This window comes from Clostridium fungisolvens (assembly GCF_014193895.1).
GTDB lineage: Bacteria > Bacillota > Clostridia > Clostridiales > Clostridiaceae > Clostridium_AR > Clostridium_AR fungisolvens.
The window spans coordinates 2,027,712-2,047,660 of the sequence record NZ_BLZR01000001.1; the positions used below are offsets into that span (position 1 = coordinate 2,027,712).

At 32.0% G+C, this 19,949-nt stretch carries 12 protein-coding genes; 10 read left to right on the plus strand and 2 right to left on the minus strand.

What is annotated here, in order from left to right; all coding sequences use genetic code 11:
- The first annotated feature begins 4 nt into the window (after positions 1-4).
- From bsdtw1_RS08605 to bsdtw1_RS08650, 10 genes are all read left to right on the plus strand, one after another.
- Complete coding sequence (locus tag bsdtw1_RS08605) at positions 5-1,777, plus strand: sensor histidine kinase (protein ID WP_183277170.1); 1,773 nt, start codon at positions 5-7, stop codon at positions 1,775-1,777.
- Between the two features lie 125 nt (positions 1,778-1,902).
- Positions 1,903-3,546, plus strand: coding sequence for a response regulator (locus tag bsdtw1_RS08610; RefSeq protein WP_183277171.1), 1,644 nt, complete (start codon positions 1,903-1,905; stop codon positions 3,544-3,546).
- Positions 3,547-4,062: 516 nt separating this feature from the next.
- Complete coding sequence (locus bsdtw1_RS08615; RefSeq protein ID WP_183277172.1) at positions 4,063-5,013, plus strand: ABC transporter permease; 951 nt, start codon at positions 4,063-4,065, stop codon at positions 5,011-5,013.
- A 31-nt stretch (positions 5,014-5,044) separates the two neighbouring features.
- Positions 5,045-5,947 (plus strand): carbohydrate ABC transporter permease, encoded by a 903-nt coding sequence (locus bsdtw1_RS08620; protein WP_183277173.1) that lies wholly within the window; start codon positions 5,045-5,047, stop codon positions 5,945-5,947.
- Between the two features lie 129 nt (positions 5,948-6,076).
- Positions 6,077-7,801 carry an extracellular solute-binding protein gene (locus bsdtw1_RS08625; protein ID WP_183277174.1) on the plus strand — a complete coding sequence of 575 codons (1,725 nt, stop codon included), beginning with the start codon at positions 6,077-6,079 and terminating at the stop codon, positions 7,799-7,801.
- Between the two features lie 368 nt (positions 7,802-8,169).
- Positions 8,170-10,488, plus strand: coding sequence for an alpha-xylosidase (gene yicI / locus bsdtw1_RS08630; protein ID WP_183277175.1), 2,319 nt, complete (start codon positions 8,170-8,172; stop codon positions 10,486-10,488).
- A gap of 51 nt (positions 10,489-10,539) precedes the next feature.
- Positions 10,540-12,594, plus strand: a complete 2,055-nt coding sequence (locus bsdtw1_RS08635) for a beta-glucosidase family protein (protein WP_183277176.1) — start codon at positions 10,540-10,542, stop codon at positions 12,592-12,594.
- Positions 12,595-12,764: 170 nt separating this feature from the next.
- Positions 12,765-14,804 carry a beta-galactosidase gene (locus tag bsdtw1_RS08640; protein ID WP_183277177.1) on the plus strand — a complete coding sequence of 680 codons (2,040 nt, stop codon included), beginning with the start codon at positions 12,765-12,767 and terminating at the stop codon, positions 14,802-14,804.
- 30 nt (positions 14,805-14,834) lie between these two features.
- The gene (locus bsdtw1_RS08645; RefSeq protein WP_183277178.1) at positions 14,835-15,485 is read left to right on the plus strand and encodes an SGNH/GDSL hydrolase family protein; all 651 of its coding nucleotides are present in this window, start codon (positions 14,835-14,837) and stop codon (positions 15,483-15,485) included.
- A gap of 123 nt (positions 15,486-15,608) precedes the next feature.
- A complete protein-coding gene (locus bsdtw1_RS08650; RefSeq protein WP_183277179.1) occupies positions 15,609-17,897 on the plus strand; it encodes a glycoside hydrolase family 95 protein in 2,289 nt (762 codons plus the stop codon).
- A gap of 660 nt (positions 17,898-18,557) precedes the next feature.
- On the opposite strand, the gene bsdtw1_RS08655 is transcribed toward bsdtw1_RS08650, so the two are convergent.
- Positions 18,558-18,995, minus strand: coding sequence for a threonine/serine exporter family protein (locus bsdtw1_RS08655; RefSeq protein ID WP_183277180.1), 438 nt, complete (start codon positions 18,993-18,995; stop codon positions 18,558-18,560).
- 1 nt (position 18,996) lies between these two features.
- Positions 18,997-19,755, minus strand: a complete 759-nt coding sequence (locus bsdtw1_RS08660; protein WP_183277181.1) for a threonine/serine exporter family protein — start codon at positions 19,753-19,755, stop codon at positions 18,997-18,999.
- Positions 19,756-19,949: the final 194 nt, after the last annotated feature.

The following is a 19,949-nucleotide window of genomic DNA, read 5'->3' on the forward strand; positions in this document are numbered from 1 at the left end:
AGGTGTGAAAAAGATCATAGACTTTTTTAATAATTTAAGTGTGAGATTTAAGTTTGCTTTAGTTTATTTTTTTATATTACTTATTCAGATAGTAATTTTCGGACTTTATATGTATGAGCAAACATCAAACTCAACAGTTAAGCAAGGACAGCTGGTTATGGAACAAAATCTGTTGCAAACCAAAGAGAGTATTCTACAAAAAAGAAACTCTATAGAAAGTGCTGCAGACATACTAGTTTTAGATAAAAGAATACAAGATTTTTTAGATTATAAATATGAAAATTCTGTATATCAAATACAAGATTATCAGTTTAATATATCACCAATTGTTGAAAACATATTAAAACAAAATAGATATATAAATTCCATTAAAATATATATGTCGGATAATATAGTAACCGAAATGGCAGATAGTTATTACAGCGTAAATAAAGATTCAGACTTGAGCAAGTTCTTGGCATTGAATCAAAAGAAACCTTTGGATAATGGATGGACTAGTACCCATGAAGCAAAGACGCGCGCTCTTAAGGATAGTACTGGTACAGGTGAACAAGTATTAACCTACTCAAAGAAAATAATTTCAAGTAATACCTTTAGGGAAACAGGTACTCTTGAAATTGAAGTTAAAGAGACTGTTCTCTTCGATATGCTTCGGGATCCGATTGTAACAAAGCTTGGTAAGATATTTGTTGCAGATGATAATAGCATGGTAGTATCTAACAATATTCCAAGTTTATTCAAGCAAGATGTGATAAAGAGTAATTTCTTTGATTTTACACCAAATAAAAGAATTAGTGAGGTTGGTGAGATATTCAATAAGAAATATATTTTTATTTCAATCCCCATAAGTGAAATCAATTGTAATATACTTGGAATTTTCCCGGCTGAAAACTTCAATAATGAGATAAAAAGTTCATTTAGAAATATTGAACTTGTGTTATTAGGTTCTTCCATCTTTTTGGGGATAATCATATTTTTTACTACAACTGCATTGTTGTCAAGGATTAAAGACATGGTTAAGGCGATGAAGCAAGTAAGAGATGGGAATCTTAATGTTTCTGTGAAGGTAGATTCTACAGATGAATTTGGCGAACTTGGAACTACGTTTAATCATATGACTTCAAGAATACATGAATTAGTAGAGACAGTTTATAAAATAGAGCTTATGGAAAAAGAGGCCGAGCTTAAAGCGTTAGAAGCTCAAATAAATCCTCACTTTTTGTACAATACGCTTGCTACAATAACGTGGGCTGCCAGAAAAGTAAAGTCATCTCAAATAGAAACTATTTCAAATTCTTTAGCTAAATTTTATAGATTAGTTTTAAGTAAGGGAAATAGGGAAATTACCGTAGCAGAAGAAGTAGAAATGGTGAAGGCTTATCTTCATATACAGAAGATAAGATTTGAAGACAAGTTTGATGTAATATATAAAATTGACGAAGCCTCGTATTCTAAGAAAATCATAAAAAACATCCTACAGCCTATAGTAGAAAATGCATTAAGTCATGGGATTGAACCAAAGAGCTCTCATGGAACTATTGTAATAAAAATTAGTTCCTTTGAAAATTTTTTAAGCATAAAGATAATAGATGATGGTGTAGGAATTGCTCAAGGCAAATTGATTAAGGTGTTAAATGGTGATGTAGAAAGCGCTAAAGGCAGTGGATATGCAGTGAAAAATATAATTCAAAGACTGGAAGCTTATTCAGGTAGAAAAGATGTTTTTTCTATTTATAGTAGAGAAGGCATTGGAACTGAAGTGGTGATTTTGATTTAGATACTTTGCTTTCTATCGACGTACTGCTTCTTATTGAAATCTATCAAAGATTTTGGGAACTGGTATATCTACAGCATAATTTTAATTCATGATATAACCAGAAATCACTTTAGGAGGAGGATCTTATGTTAAGAATGTTAATCGTTGAGGATGAGAGATTAGAAAGAGAAGGTCTTCTTGAATTTTTGGATTGGAGTAGCTTTGGAATAGAGGTAGTAGAGACAGCATGTGATGGGTTAGAAGGTATAGAATTAGCTAGAAAGATGAGACCAGATTTAATTATAACAGATATAAAGATGTCAGGTATGGCAGGATTAGAGATGTCAAAAAAGATTAAAGAATTTCTGCCAGAAGTAAAAATCATAATATTGTCTGGATATAATGATTTTAAATTCGCTAAGGAAGCTATAAGGTTTCAAGCTTATGCATATTTGTTAAAGCCTGTGGAAGAAAAAGAGATGGTAGAAGTGATAAAAGGGGCTACAAATGAATGCATAAAAGCTTATGAAATAGCTTTAGAAGAAAGCAAAAATAAGCTTCAGATAGAAGAAAGCTATAGTGTTGCTAGGACACAATTTATAGCGGATCTTTTCGAGGGAAGAGTAAAGGAAGAAGAACTATATGAATATTTAAAGTATTTTCATATAAATCTTATAAAAGAAGATAACATATTAGTAATGATTATAAGGCAATCTAAGTTAAATGATTCAGTAATTATAGATGAACATGATTTATTTGATATAATCAATAATAATATTGATGAATTAAAGGATAAAGATTATTTTAATGTTGAAAAATCTTTTTTATACAAGGACAGTGTTAGAAATCAACTAGTAGCCTGTGTTTCACTAAATTCTGAAGAAGATTTTGATACTTTGCTATATTATATTTCAAACAAGTATCTTGCAAGAATAAAAAGAGAGAACAATGTAACACTTCAGATTGGAATTGGCAAGAAGGTTGAGACAATTGATGATATACATTTATCCTATAACTCAGCTTGCGAAGCAATTGAGTTTGGTGAATTTTGGTCAATACAAGGATTGACCTATTATGAAGGTGTGGAAGTTAATTCAAAAAAGTTTGAGGACAGGTTATGCGAATTTGTAGTAAAAGGGAATTACTTTTCAAAAAATTTGGTTAGTGCATTGAGTTCTTCTGAGGAAGATAAAGTATATCAGCTTATTACTGACATGTTTGATTATATAAATAATACTAAATGCACCGATAGAGACTTACTTAATAACTATCTTTACAATATAATAAATGAGGTGTCTCTTTTTGTTTATAATATAAATAAAAGAACTGAAGAATTTATGCAAGACTACAATGATAGTATTAAAGCTTTTATGAACTTAAGTAATATAAATGCTATAAAAGAATATTTTTATACGTTTTTTGGAAGCGTACTTGCATTTCTAAATGAAAAAAGAGGAAGCAAGGATGAAAGTATTGTAAAAAAGGTTATAAAGCTGATTGATAAAAAATATATGGAATGCATTAGTCTTAAAACAATTGCCGCAGAAGTTTATTTATCTCCTAACTATTTAGGGAATATATTTAAGAAGGTTACCGGAAAAACCTTTAATGTTTATCTATGCGAATATAGAATGGAAAAGGCTAAAGAACTTTTAAGTAAGGCTAATAAAAAAGTCTCTAGTGTTGCTCAAGAAGTTGGAATCCCAAATACGTCATATTTTTGTATGGTGTTTAAAAATACATTTGGTATAGCTCCAGGAGAGTTTCATGAAAGGGTCATAAGAGGATAATATAAGATTTTTAAAAGGTATCAGGTTATTAAAAATTCCTGATACCTTTTTACTGTTTAGTAAAGTATAATATTTTAAATTTAGCTAAATCTAGAGAATTAAAAAATTCTAGGAGTTTTTGATGACCAGACAGTAAAAAATTTAGACTTATTCGCCTGCCAAATTTTCCTCATATGCATTCGGAAAGGCAGATGCGCAAAAAAGCTTGCTGAAGAAGATTTCTTCAGCAAGCTTTTTTACTTTATAATTAACCAACTTTATAAAGAGTGTTGATTATCAAAAGGAGTGTTGTTTTTTTATATATACAGTATATACCATAAGTTTTAAGATATAAATATAGCAAATAACTGAAACATAAAAGTCTAATTAATGTAAATGTAATCCTTTTCTAGAGTAGCTTTTAATATAATTATCGGCCCTAGATATAAAAAAAGCTTAGTAAACGTCTTAAAGTAACAGTAGTTTAAGCAGAAACATTAGCAAACATATATTACTAATTTAAGGGGATAAAAAAAGATGATAACGGTTAAAAAAGCTCATAAAACATCAAATCAAAAGAAGTTTTCAATTCCTAATAAGTATAAACTGTTTCTTATAGCATTGCCATTCTTAATCTTAACATTTTTGTTTTCGTATTTACCGCTTCATGGCTGGTTGTATTCTTTTTATGATTATAGGCCTGGAATACCATTAAGTAAGTCAGAGTTTGTTGGGCTTAGATGGTTTAAATCAATCTTTGCAAATCCTGTACAGACTAAAGAAGTTTTAAGAGTTATGAAAAATACAATTGCAATAAGCAGCATTAACATTGTAACTTCTGTATTTCCTGTTATTTTTGCAATATTACTTACAGAGATAAGGAAGGAAAGATTCAAAAAAACTGTACAAGTTTTAACCACAATACCAAATTTTATAAGTTGGGTTTTAGTTTACTCAGTAGCTTTTACATTATTTTCAGTGGATAACGGGCTAATAAATCACTTACTTATGAATCTTCATATTATCAAGACTCCAATAAATTTCTTGGCTTCTGATAATCACACATGGTTAAATATGACACTTTGGAGTATATGGAAAGGACTTGGATGGGGAGCCATTATGTACCTAGCAGCAATAACTGGTATAGATCAAGAGTTATATGATGCAGCAAAGGTTGATGGATGCGGAAGATTTAAATTGATATGGCATATAACAGTTCCTGGAATTATGCCAACATACTTTGTTCTACTGCTACTATCTATAGCAAACTTTATAAATAATGGTATGGATCAATACTTTGTATTTCAGAATGCAATAAATAAAGAACATATTGAAGTGTTAGATCTTTACGTTTACAACATAGGAATGGTAGGTGCAAACTTCTCATTCTCAACTGCAATAAGTATGTTAAAGTCTATAATAAGCGTGTTCTTATTATTCGTAGCAAATAGCATGTCTAAGTTATTTAGAGGAGAAACAATAATTTAATAGCAATATAGATAAGGAGCGTGGTAAAACAATGAGAACCCATTCAAAGAATTTATCTGATACAATAGTTAATATATTGATTTATATATTTTTTATAGCATTTACCTTAATATGCATATTTCCATTCTATTATTTATTTATAAACACAATAAGCAATAATGATTTGAGTAGTAAAGGGCTCATAAACTTTATCCCTAAAGGAATACATTTTACAAATTATCTACAAGTTCTAAAGATTAGAGGCCTTGGGCAAGCTGCTTTTATTACACTAAGCAGAACTGTAATAGGAACAGCACTTACAGTATTTGCATCTGCATTTTTAGGTTTTTTATTTACGAAAAAAGAAATGTGGGGTAGGAAGTTCTGGTATAGGTTTGTAATAATAACAATGTATTTTAATGCTGGAATTATGCCTTGGTATATAACAATGATGAATCTAAAACTTACAAATAATTTCTTGGCTTACGTTTTGCCAAGCATTATATCACCATTCAATATTATACTTGTAAAGACTTTTATTGAAGGAATACCAGAATCTCTTCAAGAAGCAGCAGAAATAGATGGAGCAGGACTTTATACTATTTTTTTTAAGATAGTAATGCCTCTAATAAAACCAATTCTTGCAACTATAACAATATTCTCTGCAGTTGGTCAGTGGAATTCTTTTACAGATACACTTTTTCTTGTAACTGATTCAAAATTATTTACTTTGCAATTTGTTCTTTATAAATATTTAAATGAGGCTTCTTCACTAGCAGCACTTATAAAGAATAGTCAAAGTGGAATAGCAGCTGCAAATATAGCTAATATGCAAACTGCCACATCTGTAAGAATGACAGTTTCAATGATTGTTGTTATACCAATATTATTTGTATATCCATATTTCCAAAGACACTTTGTAAAAGGTGTAATGATTGGTGCTGTAAAGGGTTAATATTAAGTTTTTATTATTCTAAGTGCTGCTTATAAGTATTTATGATTATGGAAGCTTAAAGAATGTCATTAACATGAGCAGCAATATGGATATTAAAATAAATAGAAACAAATTTAAGGGGGATTAGTAATGAAGAGAGGTTTAAGCAAAAATATTGGAAAAGCAGTAGCTTTAGCTACAGCAATCACAACTATGTCTTTTGGTATGGTTGGATGTTCAAGTGATACTAAAAAAGATGCCAGTAACAGTGATCTAGAAAAAATTGATGTTTTCTCTATGAGTGCAAACTTTGCTGGTGAGCAAAGTGGATGGTTTGGGAAGGTTGTAAAAGATAAGTTTGGTTTAGATATGAATATTATTTCTTCAAACCTTCAAGGTGGAGATAGTAAATTTGCCACAATGATGGCTTCAGGTAACTTAGGAGACATAGTAGTATTCGGTGCTGACGATCAAAAGTATAGAGATGCGATAAAAGCAGGTCTTTTATTAGACTGGACTAAGGATGGTCTTTTGGATAAGTATGGAACTCATATTAAAGAATTCCAAAAGGCTATTGAAAAGAATAAGACAAATTTTGGTGATGGAAAAGCTGTGTATGGCCTTGGAAGCTCAGTTTCTACAATGCCAGCTACCACTCCTTCAGAAGGAACTGAATTGGCTTATGGACCTCATCTACGTTGGGACTTGTATGAAAAATTAGGTAAGCCAACAATAAACACAATGGAAGATTACCTACCAGTACTTAAAAAGATGCAAGAAGCAACTCCAAAGAGTGATTCAGGAAAACCAACATATGCATTTTCAATGTGGAGTGATTGGGATGGAAATATGATGATGATAGCAAAGCAGTTCGCATGTATGCAAGGCTATGATGAATTAGGATTTTTACTAGTTCATGGTAACGAAGAAAAGTATCAAGATATATTAGATCCAAACGGTTACTATCTAAGATCTTTAAAGCTTTATTATAATGCTAATAAGATGGGCTTAGTAGATCCAGACTCAATTTCCCAAAAGTATGATGATGCTGCTAACAAAATGAAGGATGGTCAAGTATTATTCTCATGGTTCCCATTCTACAGCACTGGATATAATACTCAAGAAAGAGTAAATAAAGGACAAGGCTTTAAGCTTGTACCATTTACAGATGAAAAGGATTATTCAAATGGTTTTGCTAATTATGGTAATAGTCAAGTAATAGCAATAGGTTCTAAAGCTAAAAATCCAGAAAAGATAATGAAGTTTATAGATTGGTTATACTCACCAGAAGGTATTATGACAAGTACTAATGGACCTAAGGGTTTAACTTGGGACCTAAAGGATGGCAAGCCAGTATTAACTGATTTTGGTAAGAAAGTTGTTCCTTCTACAAGTTCAGATGTTATTTCTGATCAATATGGTGGTGGAGCATATAAAGATGGTGTAAATGCTCTTAACTTCGTAACAGTAAATGCAAACTCTATAAATCCTGAAACTAAGGAACCTTATAACTGGCAATTATGGTCATCAACAACTAACGATAATGTATCAACTCTTGATAAAAACTGGAGAGCAGCTATGAATGCTAACAATGATAAAGATTACTTTATTAAAAATAATAAGATTGTTGTTAATCCAGTAACTAATATTAGTAGTGATGCTATGGATACAGCTACTCAACAAAAATTAGGTCAAATTGCTACAGTTATAAAGCAAGATTCTTGGAAAATGATATTTGCAAAGAGTGATGCTGAATTCCAATCAATACAAAAAGATATGATCGAGAAGTCTAAGGGCTTAGGTTATGATGATGTTGTTAAGTTTGATCAAAAACAAGCAGAAAGAATATTTGCTGCAAGAAAAACTTTAAAGTAGTTTCTATAGAAGAGGGTCTGATAATATATCAGGCTCTTTTTGCTGTTGAGGAAAGGTAGATGCGCAAAAAAAGCTCATAAAAGAAGGTCTCTTCAGTTGCTATTTCATTAGTTTAGAAACTAAGTTGATTTTTAAGATAATAGTTGATTTTTATTATATACAGCATAAAACATAGTAATTTATAATAATACTAGGAAAACATTTACATTAAATTAGAAAATATTTTCAAGTTAAAAAATATTTTTATGTGTAGATATGCCACTTCCAATCAAGATACCAGTAATAGTTAAAACAACTTTTTGTATGGTTTTTAGATGAGAAGAGTGGGATATCAATTACGCAAGACTGAATTAGTGAGGTGTAATTATATGAAATTTAGTAATGGTTGCTGGCTTAATAGAGATGGTGTAACAACCTACAGTCCTGCTGAGGCTTATGATATTAAAGTGAAAGATGATTCAGTAATTGTATATGCACCATGTAATAAGATTAATCATAGAGGTGATACTTTAGGAGGACCTGTTATTACTGTAAAATTATCTTCACCAATGGAAGATGTTATAAGAGTTCAACTATATCATTATATGGGTATTAATAAAAAAGCTCTTGAATTTGAGATACAAGATCAAGGTAATATAGTGAAGATTAGTGAGGATGATCAAGTAGTAAAACTTAAATCGGGAGACTTAAGCGTAAGTATAGATAAGACTTCTGGGTGGCAGATGAACTTTTTTAACAAAGATGAGAAGTTAACTGGTACAGGCTTTAGAGATATGGCTTATGTTAAAACTAACGATGAGGGAGTATTTATGAGAGAGCAGCTTAGCCTTTCAGTAGGAGAGCTTGTATACGGATTAGGAGAAAGATTTACGCCATTTGTAAAAAATGGACAGGTGGTAGATATATGGAACAAAGATGGAGGAACTAGCACAGAACAATCCTATAAGAATATACCTTTTTATATGACTAATAAGGGCTATGGAGTATTAGTAAACCACCCTGAAAATGTATCCTTTGAGGTTGGCTCTGAGAAGGTAACAAGGGTACAATTTAGCGTTGAAGGTGAATACTTAGAGTATTTTATAGTAAATGGACCATCTATGAAAAAGGTTCTTGAAAACTATACTACTCTTACAGGAAAGCCAGCATTGCCACCAGCTTGGTCTTTTGGATTATGGCTTACAACTTCCTTTACAACAAACTATGATGAAGCTACTGTAACTAGTTTTGTTGATGGAATGAAGGAACGAGATATTCCTCTTCATGTGTTCCATTTTGATTGTTTCTGGATGAAGGAATTTAATTGGTGTGATTTTAAATGGGATACTAGAGTGTTTCCAGATCCAGTAAATATGCTTAAGCGATTAAAAGATAAGGGTTTAAAAATATGCGTGTGGATTAACCCATATATAGCACAGGCTTCAGAGCTTTTTGAAGAGGCAATGGAAAATGGATATTTAATAAAAAGAGCAAATGGAGATGTATGGCAATGGGATATGTGGCAGCCAGCTATGGGAATAGTTGATTTCACTAACCCTAAAGCATGTGAGTGGTTCCAAAGTAAACTGCAAGCTCTTGTAGATATGGGAGTAGATAGCTTTAAGACTGATTTTGGAGAAAGAATTCCAACGGATGTAGTTTATTATGACGGTTCTGATCCTAAAAAGATGCATAACTACTATACTTATTTATATAATAAGGTAGTTTTCGAACTCTTAGAAAAGAATTTCGGAAAAGGAAAGGCAACTTTGTTTGCAAGGTCAGCTACAGTAGGAGGACAAAAGTTCCCAGTTCATTGGGGCGGAGATTGTTCTTCTGACTATGAATCTATGGCAGAAAGCTTAAGAGGTGGTTTATCGCTAACCTTATCAGGGTTTGGTTTCTGGAGTCATGATATTGGAGGATTTGAAAGCACTTCTACAGCAGATGTGTACAAGAGATGGGCGGCATTTGGTCTTCTTTCTACTCACAGCCGTTTACATGGCAGTCATTCCTATAGAGTACCTTGGGTTTATGATGAAGAATCTTGTGATGTAGTTAGGTTTTTCAGCAAACTAAAATGTAGCTTAATGCCTTATATTTTCACTCAAGCAAACAATACTTCATATACGGGTGTTCCTATGATGAGAGCAATGGTTCTTGAATATCAAGACGATCCGGCAACTCATTATTTAGATAGACAGTACATGCTTGGTGATTCACTTTTAGTTGCTCCAGTGTTTAGTGAAGATGGAACAGTTTCGTACTATCTTCCTAAAGGAACTTGGACTAACTTCATAACAAACGAAGTTGTTGAAGGTGGAGTGTGGAGAAGTGAAAAACATGATTATTTAAGTATACCTTTAATGGCTAAAGAAAATAGTTTGATTCCAGTAGGAAGTAATACAAGTAAGCCAGATTACGAATATGCTGATGATGTTACGTTACACTTATTTAACCTTAAAGATGGAAAAACAGCAACAACTAAGCTACTTAATTTAGAAAGTCAACCGGTATTCTCAGTAACAGCTAAACGAGAAAAGGATATTATCAGTATCGAAATAGAAGGAGAACATAAGCCTTTTAGCATTCTTCTAAGAGGAATAAATAGGATTAATGAAGCAGAAGAGGCTTCAATTGATAAGAGCAATTTAGGTGTACGAGTTTTAATAAATAAAGATATAAACAAACTTACAATAAGATTATAGTTTATGAAATAAGTAAACTAGTATAAGTTTGGTTTGTGGGGGATAGTGAGAATGAACGAATTAAATCAGTCAGTAAATAAAAAAATAAAAGAAATTATTGAAGAGATGACCTTAGAAGAAAAGGTATCAATGATTCATGGCAATGGTCTTTTTAGAACAGAGGCTGTTAAAAGATTAGGCATTCCTGCTTTAACTATGTCTGATGGACCAATGGGAGTTAGAAAAGACTATAAAAATGATAAATGGGAAGATATCGGAAATACCTATGATTACTCAACATATTTTCCATCAAACATGGCGTTAGCATCTACTTGGAATCCAGATAAAGCATATGAGTTTGGAACTTCAATAGGAGCAGAAGCAAGAGCAAGAGGAAAAGATGTAATATTAGGTCCTGGAATAAATATAATAAGAACACCTCTTTGCGGTAGAAACTTTGAATATATGAGTGAAGACCCACATTTAATTTCAAAGATGGCAGTACCTTTCATAAAAGGTGTTCAGACAAAGGATACAGCTGCATGTGTAAAGCATTTTGCAGCTAATAATCAAGAGTATGAGAGACTTAATATAAATGTAGAAATGGATGATAGAGCGCTTCATGAAATATATCTTCCTGGTTTTAAAGCTGCTGTTAAAGAGGGAAACTCATATACAATAATGGGTGCTTACAACAAAATCAGAGGAGAATACTGTTGTGAAAGTGATTATCTTATTAATGACATTCTAAGAAAACAATGGGGTTATGATGGCGTAGTTATATCTGACTGGGGAGCTGTTCATAATACTGAAACTGCTGCAAAATATGGAATAGATATAGAAATGAGCGTAACAGATAATTTCAATGAATACTTCTTAGCAGATCCATTGATTGAAAAAGTAAAAGCTGGATTGATTGATGAAAAGTTTATAGATGAAAAAGTAGAAAGAATATTGAAGTTAATGTTTAAGTTAAATGTATTTTCTGAAAAGAGAGTAAGAGGGAAATACAATGCTCTTGAACATAGAGAAGCTGCTTTGAATGTAGCAAGAGAATCAATAGTTTTATTGAAAAATCATGATAATGTATTGCCGCTTAAGGATGATAAAGTAAAGTCTCTAGCAGTTATAGGAGAAAATGCTGATAAACAACATTCAAATGGTGGAGGAAGTGCTGAGATAAAAGCATTGTATGAATATACACCACTCATGGGGATTAAGATGAGAGTTGGCGGTAATACAAAGGTGCAATATGCAAAGGGATACTCAAAAGATGAATCTTTAAAATCAGATTTATTAAATGAAGCAGTAAAGTTAGCTGAAAATTCTGATGAAGTGATTATAGTTGTTGGTTTAGATCATGACTTTGATGTTGAAGGAAAAGATAGAGAGGATTTAAATCTTCCATATAATCAAGATGAATTAGTTAAAGCAGTATTAGAAGTTAAGCCAAATGCTATAGTTGTAAACATAAGTGGTTCACCAGTATTTATGGAACAGTGGATTGATGAAGCTAAAGCAGTAGTACATTCTTTCTACGCTGGAATGGAAGGTGGATATGCACTGGCTGAAGTTTTATTCGGTGATGTAAATCCTTCTGGAAAACTTCCAGTAACTTTTCCTAAAGCACTATCTGATTCACCTGCACATTGTATTGGTGATTTTCCAGGGGTAGAAACTGTAGAATACAAGGAAAGTATATTTGTTGGCTATAGGTATTTTGATTCAAGGGGTATTGAACCAAGGTTTGAGTTCGGGCATGGATTATCCTATACTAAGTTTCAATACAGTGATTTGACGCTAATAGTTGATAACTCAGAAGAAATCAATATCGAATTAAGTTTTAATATAACAAATACTGGAGGAACTTCAGGAGCTGAGATAGCACAAGTTTATGTATCTGATCTGGAATCGTCGTTAATAAGACCTAAGAAAGAATTAAAAGCTTTCGAGAAAGTGTTCTTAGAAATTGGTGAAACGAAACTAGTTAAATTAAGCCTTAATAAAGAAGACTTATCATTCTATAATGATAAAGAAAATAAATGGGTATGTGAAGCTGGAGAATTTAAAATCCTTGTGGGAAGTTCTTCAAGTGATATAAAGCTAGAGAGGATATTTACTGTATAGATTTTATTGTGAATTTATAAGATGTAAATTTGCATTAAATTAATTTTTTGTGAGAAAGCATGCTCAAAAGATAAAGTGAAAATTTTGAGTATGCTTTTATTTTGAACTGTGTTTAATTTCAACACGGTACTTTAACAGGCCTTATTTTTAAATTTGATAGGAGAGAATTTATGATAAATGAAAAATTGCCATTTATGTTTTATGGTGGAGATTACAATCCTGACCAATGGCCAGAAGAGGTTCTTGAAGAGGATATAAGATTATTTAAAAAAGCTGATATTAATGTAGTTACTTTACCAGTGTTTAGCTGGGCAAAGCTACAGCCTTCAGAAGAAGTATATGATTTTCAGTGGTTAGATAAGATTATGGATAAGCTTGCTGAAAATGGCTTATATGTGTGTCTAGCGACTTCTACAGCTGCACAACCTGCATGGATGTCTAAAAAGTATCCAGAAATGCTGCCAGTTGATTTTGATGGAAGGAAGAGAAAGCACGGGGGAAGAGTTAACTTTTGTCCAACCAGTGAGATATATAAGGATATGTCTACAAAACTAACTAGAAAACTTGCTGAGAGATATAAAGATCATCCAAGTTTATTATTATGGCATATTGGCAATGAGTATGGAAATTACTGCTATTGCGATCATTGTGAGGAACAATTTAGAATTTGGCTTAAGAAAAGATATGGAACTATTGAGAATTTAAATAGAGCTTGGAATATGAGTTTCTGGGGACATACTGTTTATGAATTTGATGAGATAGTTGTGCCATCTGGAATAAGTGAGATGTGGAGAGATAATGGGAGGGATAGATCTAATTTTCAAGGGATTTCACTAGATTATCATAGATTTATGTCTGAAGCTATTTTTAAATGTTATCTAGAGGAATACAAGATTATTAAGGAAATTACTCCAGATTTATATGTCACAACAAATCTAATGGGAACTTTTAAACCTTTAGATTATTTCAAATGGGCAGAAAAAATGGATGTGATATCTTGGGATAATTATCCTCAGCTAATAGATCCAATGTATGTTACTGCGCTAAGGCATGATCTTATGAGAGGTTTAAAGGATGGAAAGCCATTTATGCTTATGGAACAGACTCCAAGCCAACAAAACTGGCAGCCTTACAATGGCTTAAAACGCCCAGGTGTTATGAGACTTCAGAGTTATCAGGCTGTTGCTCATGGAGCAGATACAGTTATGTTTTTTCAACTAAGAAGATCTATTGGAGCATGTGAAAAGTATCATGGTGCAGTTATTGAACATGTTGGCCACGAAAATACAAGAGTATTTAGAGAATGTACTAAACTTGGAGAGGAGCTTAATGCACTTAAAGATAAAATAATTGATTCTAGAATAGAAGCAAAGGTGGCAATAGTCTTTGATTGGGAAAATTGGTGGGCGGTGGAGCTTTCAAGCGGTCCAACTATAGAGCTGAACTATATAAAGCAGATTGAGAAATATTACAAAGCTTTTCATGATAAAAACATAGCTATAGATTTTGTTAAATCAGAAGCGGATTTTTCTAAATATGACGTAGTTATTGCTCCACTACTATATATGGTTAAAAAAGGTGTTGCAGATAATATAGAAAATTTCGTAGAAAATGGAGGAACTTTTATAACTACTTTCTTTAGTGGAATAGTTAATGAAAATGACTTAGTTACCTTAGGGGGATATCCTGGTGAACTCAGAAAGGTTTTAGGTATTTGGGTAGAAGAAATAGATGCGCTTTTCCCTCATATGAAAAACAGTATAAAGGTAGTTAATAAAGCAATTAATTTAAGTAATGAATACAGCTGTGGAATGCTATGTGACATTCTTCATCTTGAAGGTGCTGAAGCAATAGCTCTTTATGGAAGTGATTTCTACAAGGATTCTCCTGTGTTAACTGAAAATAAGTTTGGAAAAGGAAAAGCATATTATATAGCTTCAGATCCAGAGGAACTGTTTATAAAAGACTTTATAGGACATGTATGTAACGAGAAAAATATATCATCAAGTTTTGAAAATATTGAGGGAGTGGAAATAACAGAAAGAGTAAAGCATGACCGTAAATATATATTTATACTAAATCATAATGAATACAGCGTAGAGCTTAAACTAAATAAAAATGCATATGTAGATCTTTTAACTGGAGATAAGAAATGTGAATCAGTCACAATAAATTCTAAGGATTTACTTATATTAGAGGATAAGATCTAAGAATAAATTTAATTCTTTAGGAGGTTATATATGAATTTTAAAAACAATTGTAAAGTTCTTTTTCAAGGTGATTCAATAACTGATGGTAATAGAACTCGTGATAATGATCCCAATCATTTCTTAGGTCATGGGTATGCATATATAATAGCTGCAAAACTTGGAGCTGATGAGCCAGAAAAGAATTATGAGTTTTTTAATAGAGGAGTAAGTGGTAACAGAATCATAGATTTATATGGTAGATGGCAGGAAGACACTTTAAATCTGAATCCGGATATATTAAGTATATTAGTTGGAGTAAATGATATAGTTTGGGAATTAAATATTAAAGCAGGAATCTCAGCTGAAAAATATGAAAAGATATATAAACTTCTTATCGATGAGACAAGAGAAAAGAATCCGGAAGTGGTAATTGTAATTTGCGAACCGTTCATTCTTCCAGTTAAAGGTGTGAAAGATAACTGGAACTATTGGTGTGAAGAGATAAAAAAACGGCAGATAGCAGCAATGAGTATTGCAAAAGAATATAATTGTATATTTGTGCCTTTGCAAGATGAATTCAATAATGCCTGTAAAAGGAATGAGCCAGAATATTGGATTTGGGATGGAGTACATCCAACTGCTGCAGGACACGAACTTATAGCAAGAAAATGGATTGAAACTATCAATAAGTCTTTGAAATAAATCACTGTTTAAGCATAGCGTTAAAATTAAATGGTTAGTCATTTTCTGCATAACCATTTAATTTTAAAAACATTCTTAAATATAACATTTAAAAAATATATTGGATACAAACAATAGTAGGAGGTGGCTAGATTGAAATTATGGTATACAAAGCCAGCTGAATTAGACAATTGGAATGAAGCTCTACCAATAGGAAACGGTAGCATAGGAGCTATGGTTTTCGGAGGAATAAAGTCTGAAAGGATTCAGCTTAATGAGGAAACTGTGTGGGATGGTGGACCAAGAGATCGAAATAATAAAGATGCACTTAAATATCTTCCTAAGATAAGAAAGCTTTTATTTGAAGGAAATATTAAAGAAGCAGAGAAATTGACCTCTTTAGCAATGGCTGGAACCCCAGAAGATTCCCGACACTATGAATCCTTAGGTGATATATTTTTAACTTTCAATGAAAACACAGATGAAGTTACTAATTATGAAAGATCTTTAGATATAAGTAATGCCATTGCCGAAGTTAAGTACAAGCAAGGTGACGTTGATTTTAGGAGAGAGATTTTTATTAGCTCAGTAGACAAAGTTATGGTGATGAAAGTCTCTTCAAGTAAGAAAAGTTATATTTCTTTTACTTTGAATCTAAGTAGAGAAAGATATTTTGATTATATAGATGCTGTATCCGATGATACAATAATTTTAAAAGGAAAGAGTGGAAGCGAAGAAGGAATTAGATTTTGCTCCATGGTTAAAGTGGAAGCTGATGGAGGAAATACCTACAGTATAGGAAATAAAATAGTTGTTGAAAATTCAGATGAAGTTACAATATTGCTGACTGCTAGGACTGATTATTATAAAGATGAACCCGTAAAGTGGTGCAGTGAGACCATAGAAAAGGCAATGAAAAAAACTTATAGTGATTTGAAGAATGATCATATTGCCGATTATAAGTGTTTGTTTGATAGAGTAACTTTAAAATTAGATAAAGATGAAAAAGTTGATAAAATGCCTACAGATCAAAGGCTTATTAGGATGCAGGACGGAAAGGAAGATTTGGGATTAATCAGTCTATACTTTCAATATGGAAGGTATTTACTGATAAGTAGCAGTAGGCCTGGAACTTTGCCAGCCAACCTTCAAGGAGTATGGAATAAAGATATGATAGCACCTTGGGGAGGAAGATTTACAATTAATATAAATACTGAAATGAACTATTGGCCAGCAGAAACTTGTAATCTTTCTGAACTCCATACACCACTTTTTGATCATATAGAAAGAATGCGAGCTCCAGGAAGAATAACTGCTAAGAAGATGTATGATTGTAGAGGTTTTGTATGTCATCATAATACTGATATTTGGGGAGATACAGCTCCACAAGACTTATGGATGCCAGCAACGCAGTGGCCAATGGGTGCTGCATGGTTATGTCTTCATCTATGGGAACATTATGAGTTTACGAAAGATTATGCTTTTTTAGAAAAAGCATATGATACCATGAAAGAATCAGCTTTGTTTTTTGTTGACTTTCTAATAGAAAATGAAAAAGGACAATTAGTTACTTGTCCATCTGTATCTCCTGAAAACACTTATAGTTTACCTAACGGACAAACTGGATGTATATGTATAGGTCCTTCTATGGATAGTCAAATTTTATTTGCATTATTTTCTAATTGCATAAATGCTTCAAATATTTTAGAATGCGATTATGAGTTTAGGGATAAATTATATGGATTAAGAGATAGATTGCCTAAACCAACTATAGGAAAATATGGGCAGATTCAAGAATGGGCTGAAGATTACGATGAGTTAGAGCCTGGGCATAGACATATATCACAGCTTTTTGCATTACATCCATCAAATCAAATTAATTTACAACAGACTCCAGAACTTGCAGCTGCAGCAAAGAAAACTATTGAAAGAAGATTAACTTATGGTGGCGGTCATACTGGATGGAGTAGAGCTTGGATAATAAATATGTGGGCACGTTTGGAGGAGGGCGATTTAGCATATAAAAATATAAAGGCTTTATTAACAAAATCTACTTTACCAAATTTATTGGACAATCATCCTCCTTTTCAAATTGACGGAAATTTTGGTGGAAGCTCAGGTATAGTAGAAATGTTAATTCAAAGCCATGGAGGATGGATAAAGTTTCTTCCAGCACTACCTAAAACGTGGAGTCATGGAGAAGTAAAAGGATTATGTGCCCGTGGCGGTTTTGAAGTTGATATTATGTGGAGTCATTGTAATTTAGTTAAAGCGACTATTTTCTCAAAGGCTGGTCAACTATGTAAGATATATTCAAATGATAATATATCAGTAATGTGTAATAACAAGTCTGTTGGAAGCTACGATAAAGAAAAATCTCTCATTACTTTTGAAACAAAAGTGGGAGAGACATATGAAGTTATCAAGAACTAAAGAAGGTTGTAAATTAAGGTAATTTAATCAAGTGTGGAATATTAATAATAGGTTTGAAAGCTAGAAGAGTATTCTTCAATGAAATTATGAATTTTTTACAAATACTTTTTTAAAAAATTTAAAAAATTTTTAAAATACGCGTATTAAATTCTGTATAAAGGTTATATTAATATCGTAAGGAACATAGTGATAAGGCAATGCTTATGAAACTAGTTTATACTAACATTATAAGTGATTCTGAATAGTTGCAGCCTGGAACTGCTTTTGTTCAGATTTAGTAGATTTTATATGGTTAGGAAAAGCTTTATTATGGTCATCTTGTTGATCATAATGAGGTTCCAACTTATCATATAAGGTCGAGATAAGATTTTATTAGGTGTTGTAATGGTTATATATAGCCGAAAGGTTATATATAGTTGTGTAAATATGTAATAGGGTCGAGTGAACCATTAATATTGGTAGTGATGTGCTTTTTTATGGTCGAAAGATTATAATCAGGTGATAAATTATCTTTATTAGTGCTAACCACATCACTATGTTTCTTATTTTTTAAAATTAAGGTTAATATTTATACCTAAATATTTAGAGATAGTCTATGAAGACTACCTCATTTTTTTTGTAAAATAATAATTTATAGATAAAACGACTTCAAACATATAGTTAATTGTAATTTTTATATATCTTTGATATAAAGCCAAAAAATGCTGAAGATAGCATGATTCCAAAGGCAATAGCTCCTGCAATTCCAAGCATTAGTACTCCACTATTTTGGGCAGCAGTAAAATTGCTTTGAACAAGGTAAGTTATAGTACTATAGGCCGTAATTCCAGGTACTAAAGGAAAGATACCAGGTACGTAAAACATGGAAGCGGGAGTTTTTATAACTCGCGCCATCAGTTCACTATAGGCATTTACCACTAAAGCTCCCAAAAATGAACTTAACACTTCACTGCTTGTCTTATTTAAAACAATACTGTACACAATCCAACCAAGGGCTCCCCCTATTCCAGCATAGATGATTTTTTTTCTATCAATGTTAAATAGTATTACAGGAAATACACTTCCTACAAACGCTAAAGCAATCATTTTTATTGACATATCAATAGAATCCTTTCATACCTATAAGCAGAGCAGTACCTACTCCTGCGCTTACAGCAGTTATGATTATTAATGCTTCACAGAATTTAGCTATACCAGCAGAAAAATAACCGAAAATAACATCCTTAATTCCATTTGTGAGAACTACCCCAGGAAGTAGAATCATAATTGATCCAGTTATTACGTTATTTTCTTTTATAGAAGGAAATAGTATATGTGAGAGTAGGCTTGTTCCACCGATAATAAAGCCAGCTAAATAATATTTGAAAAATTGAGAAATACCAAAGTTTGAAATCTTTTCAGTAATTAAGTAAGTGATAAGACATACAAATATTGAGGCTATTCCATCAATAAGTGAACCATTAAAAAACAATGAGTAAACAAATCCCGTCATACAGGAAGCAAAAATACGGACAGGGAAAGTGAAAGTTGGAGAGTCCTGTATAGATTCCAGTATTTTTATTGCATCTTCATAAGATATCTTATTATTTTTAAGTTTCCTTGAAAAGGAATTTATTAGTTCTATTCTATATAAATCAACTTGCTTAGGACACACCTTTTTCATTGATGTAACCTTTCTGTGTGCAGAATCTTGAGTTGATAATAATATACCATTAGACATTGATAAGCACTCAGCATTTAACCCGTAGGATTGACAAATAGATGAAACAGTTCCCTCTATTCTATGCGTCTCAGCACCATTTTCTAATAGTATGCCGCCTGCCATAAGAGCAATTTCGCTAACATTTTCTACAGTCATAAAAAATCTCCTTTAAAGCAATACTATATAACTTTAATTCCTTTTATATGGTATCAAGAATGATATTTTAATGCAAGCTTAATAAGGCCACACAATCAAAAGCAAATAATTGTGTGGCTTAAGGTTTAAAGATGCTTATTTTAAGTTTATGCAGATACTGAATAATTTTTTAAGGATATATATTCTTGATGAGA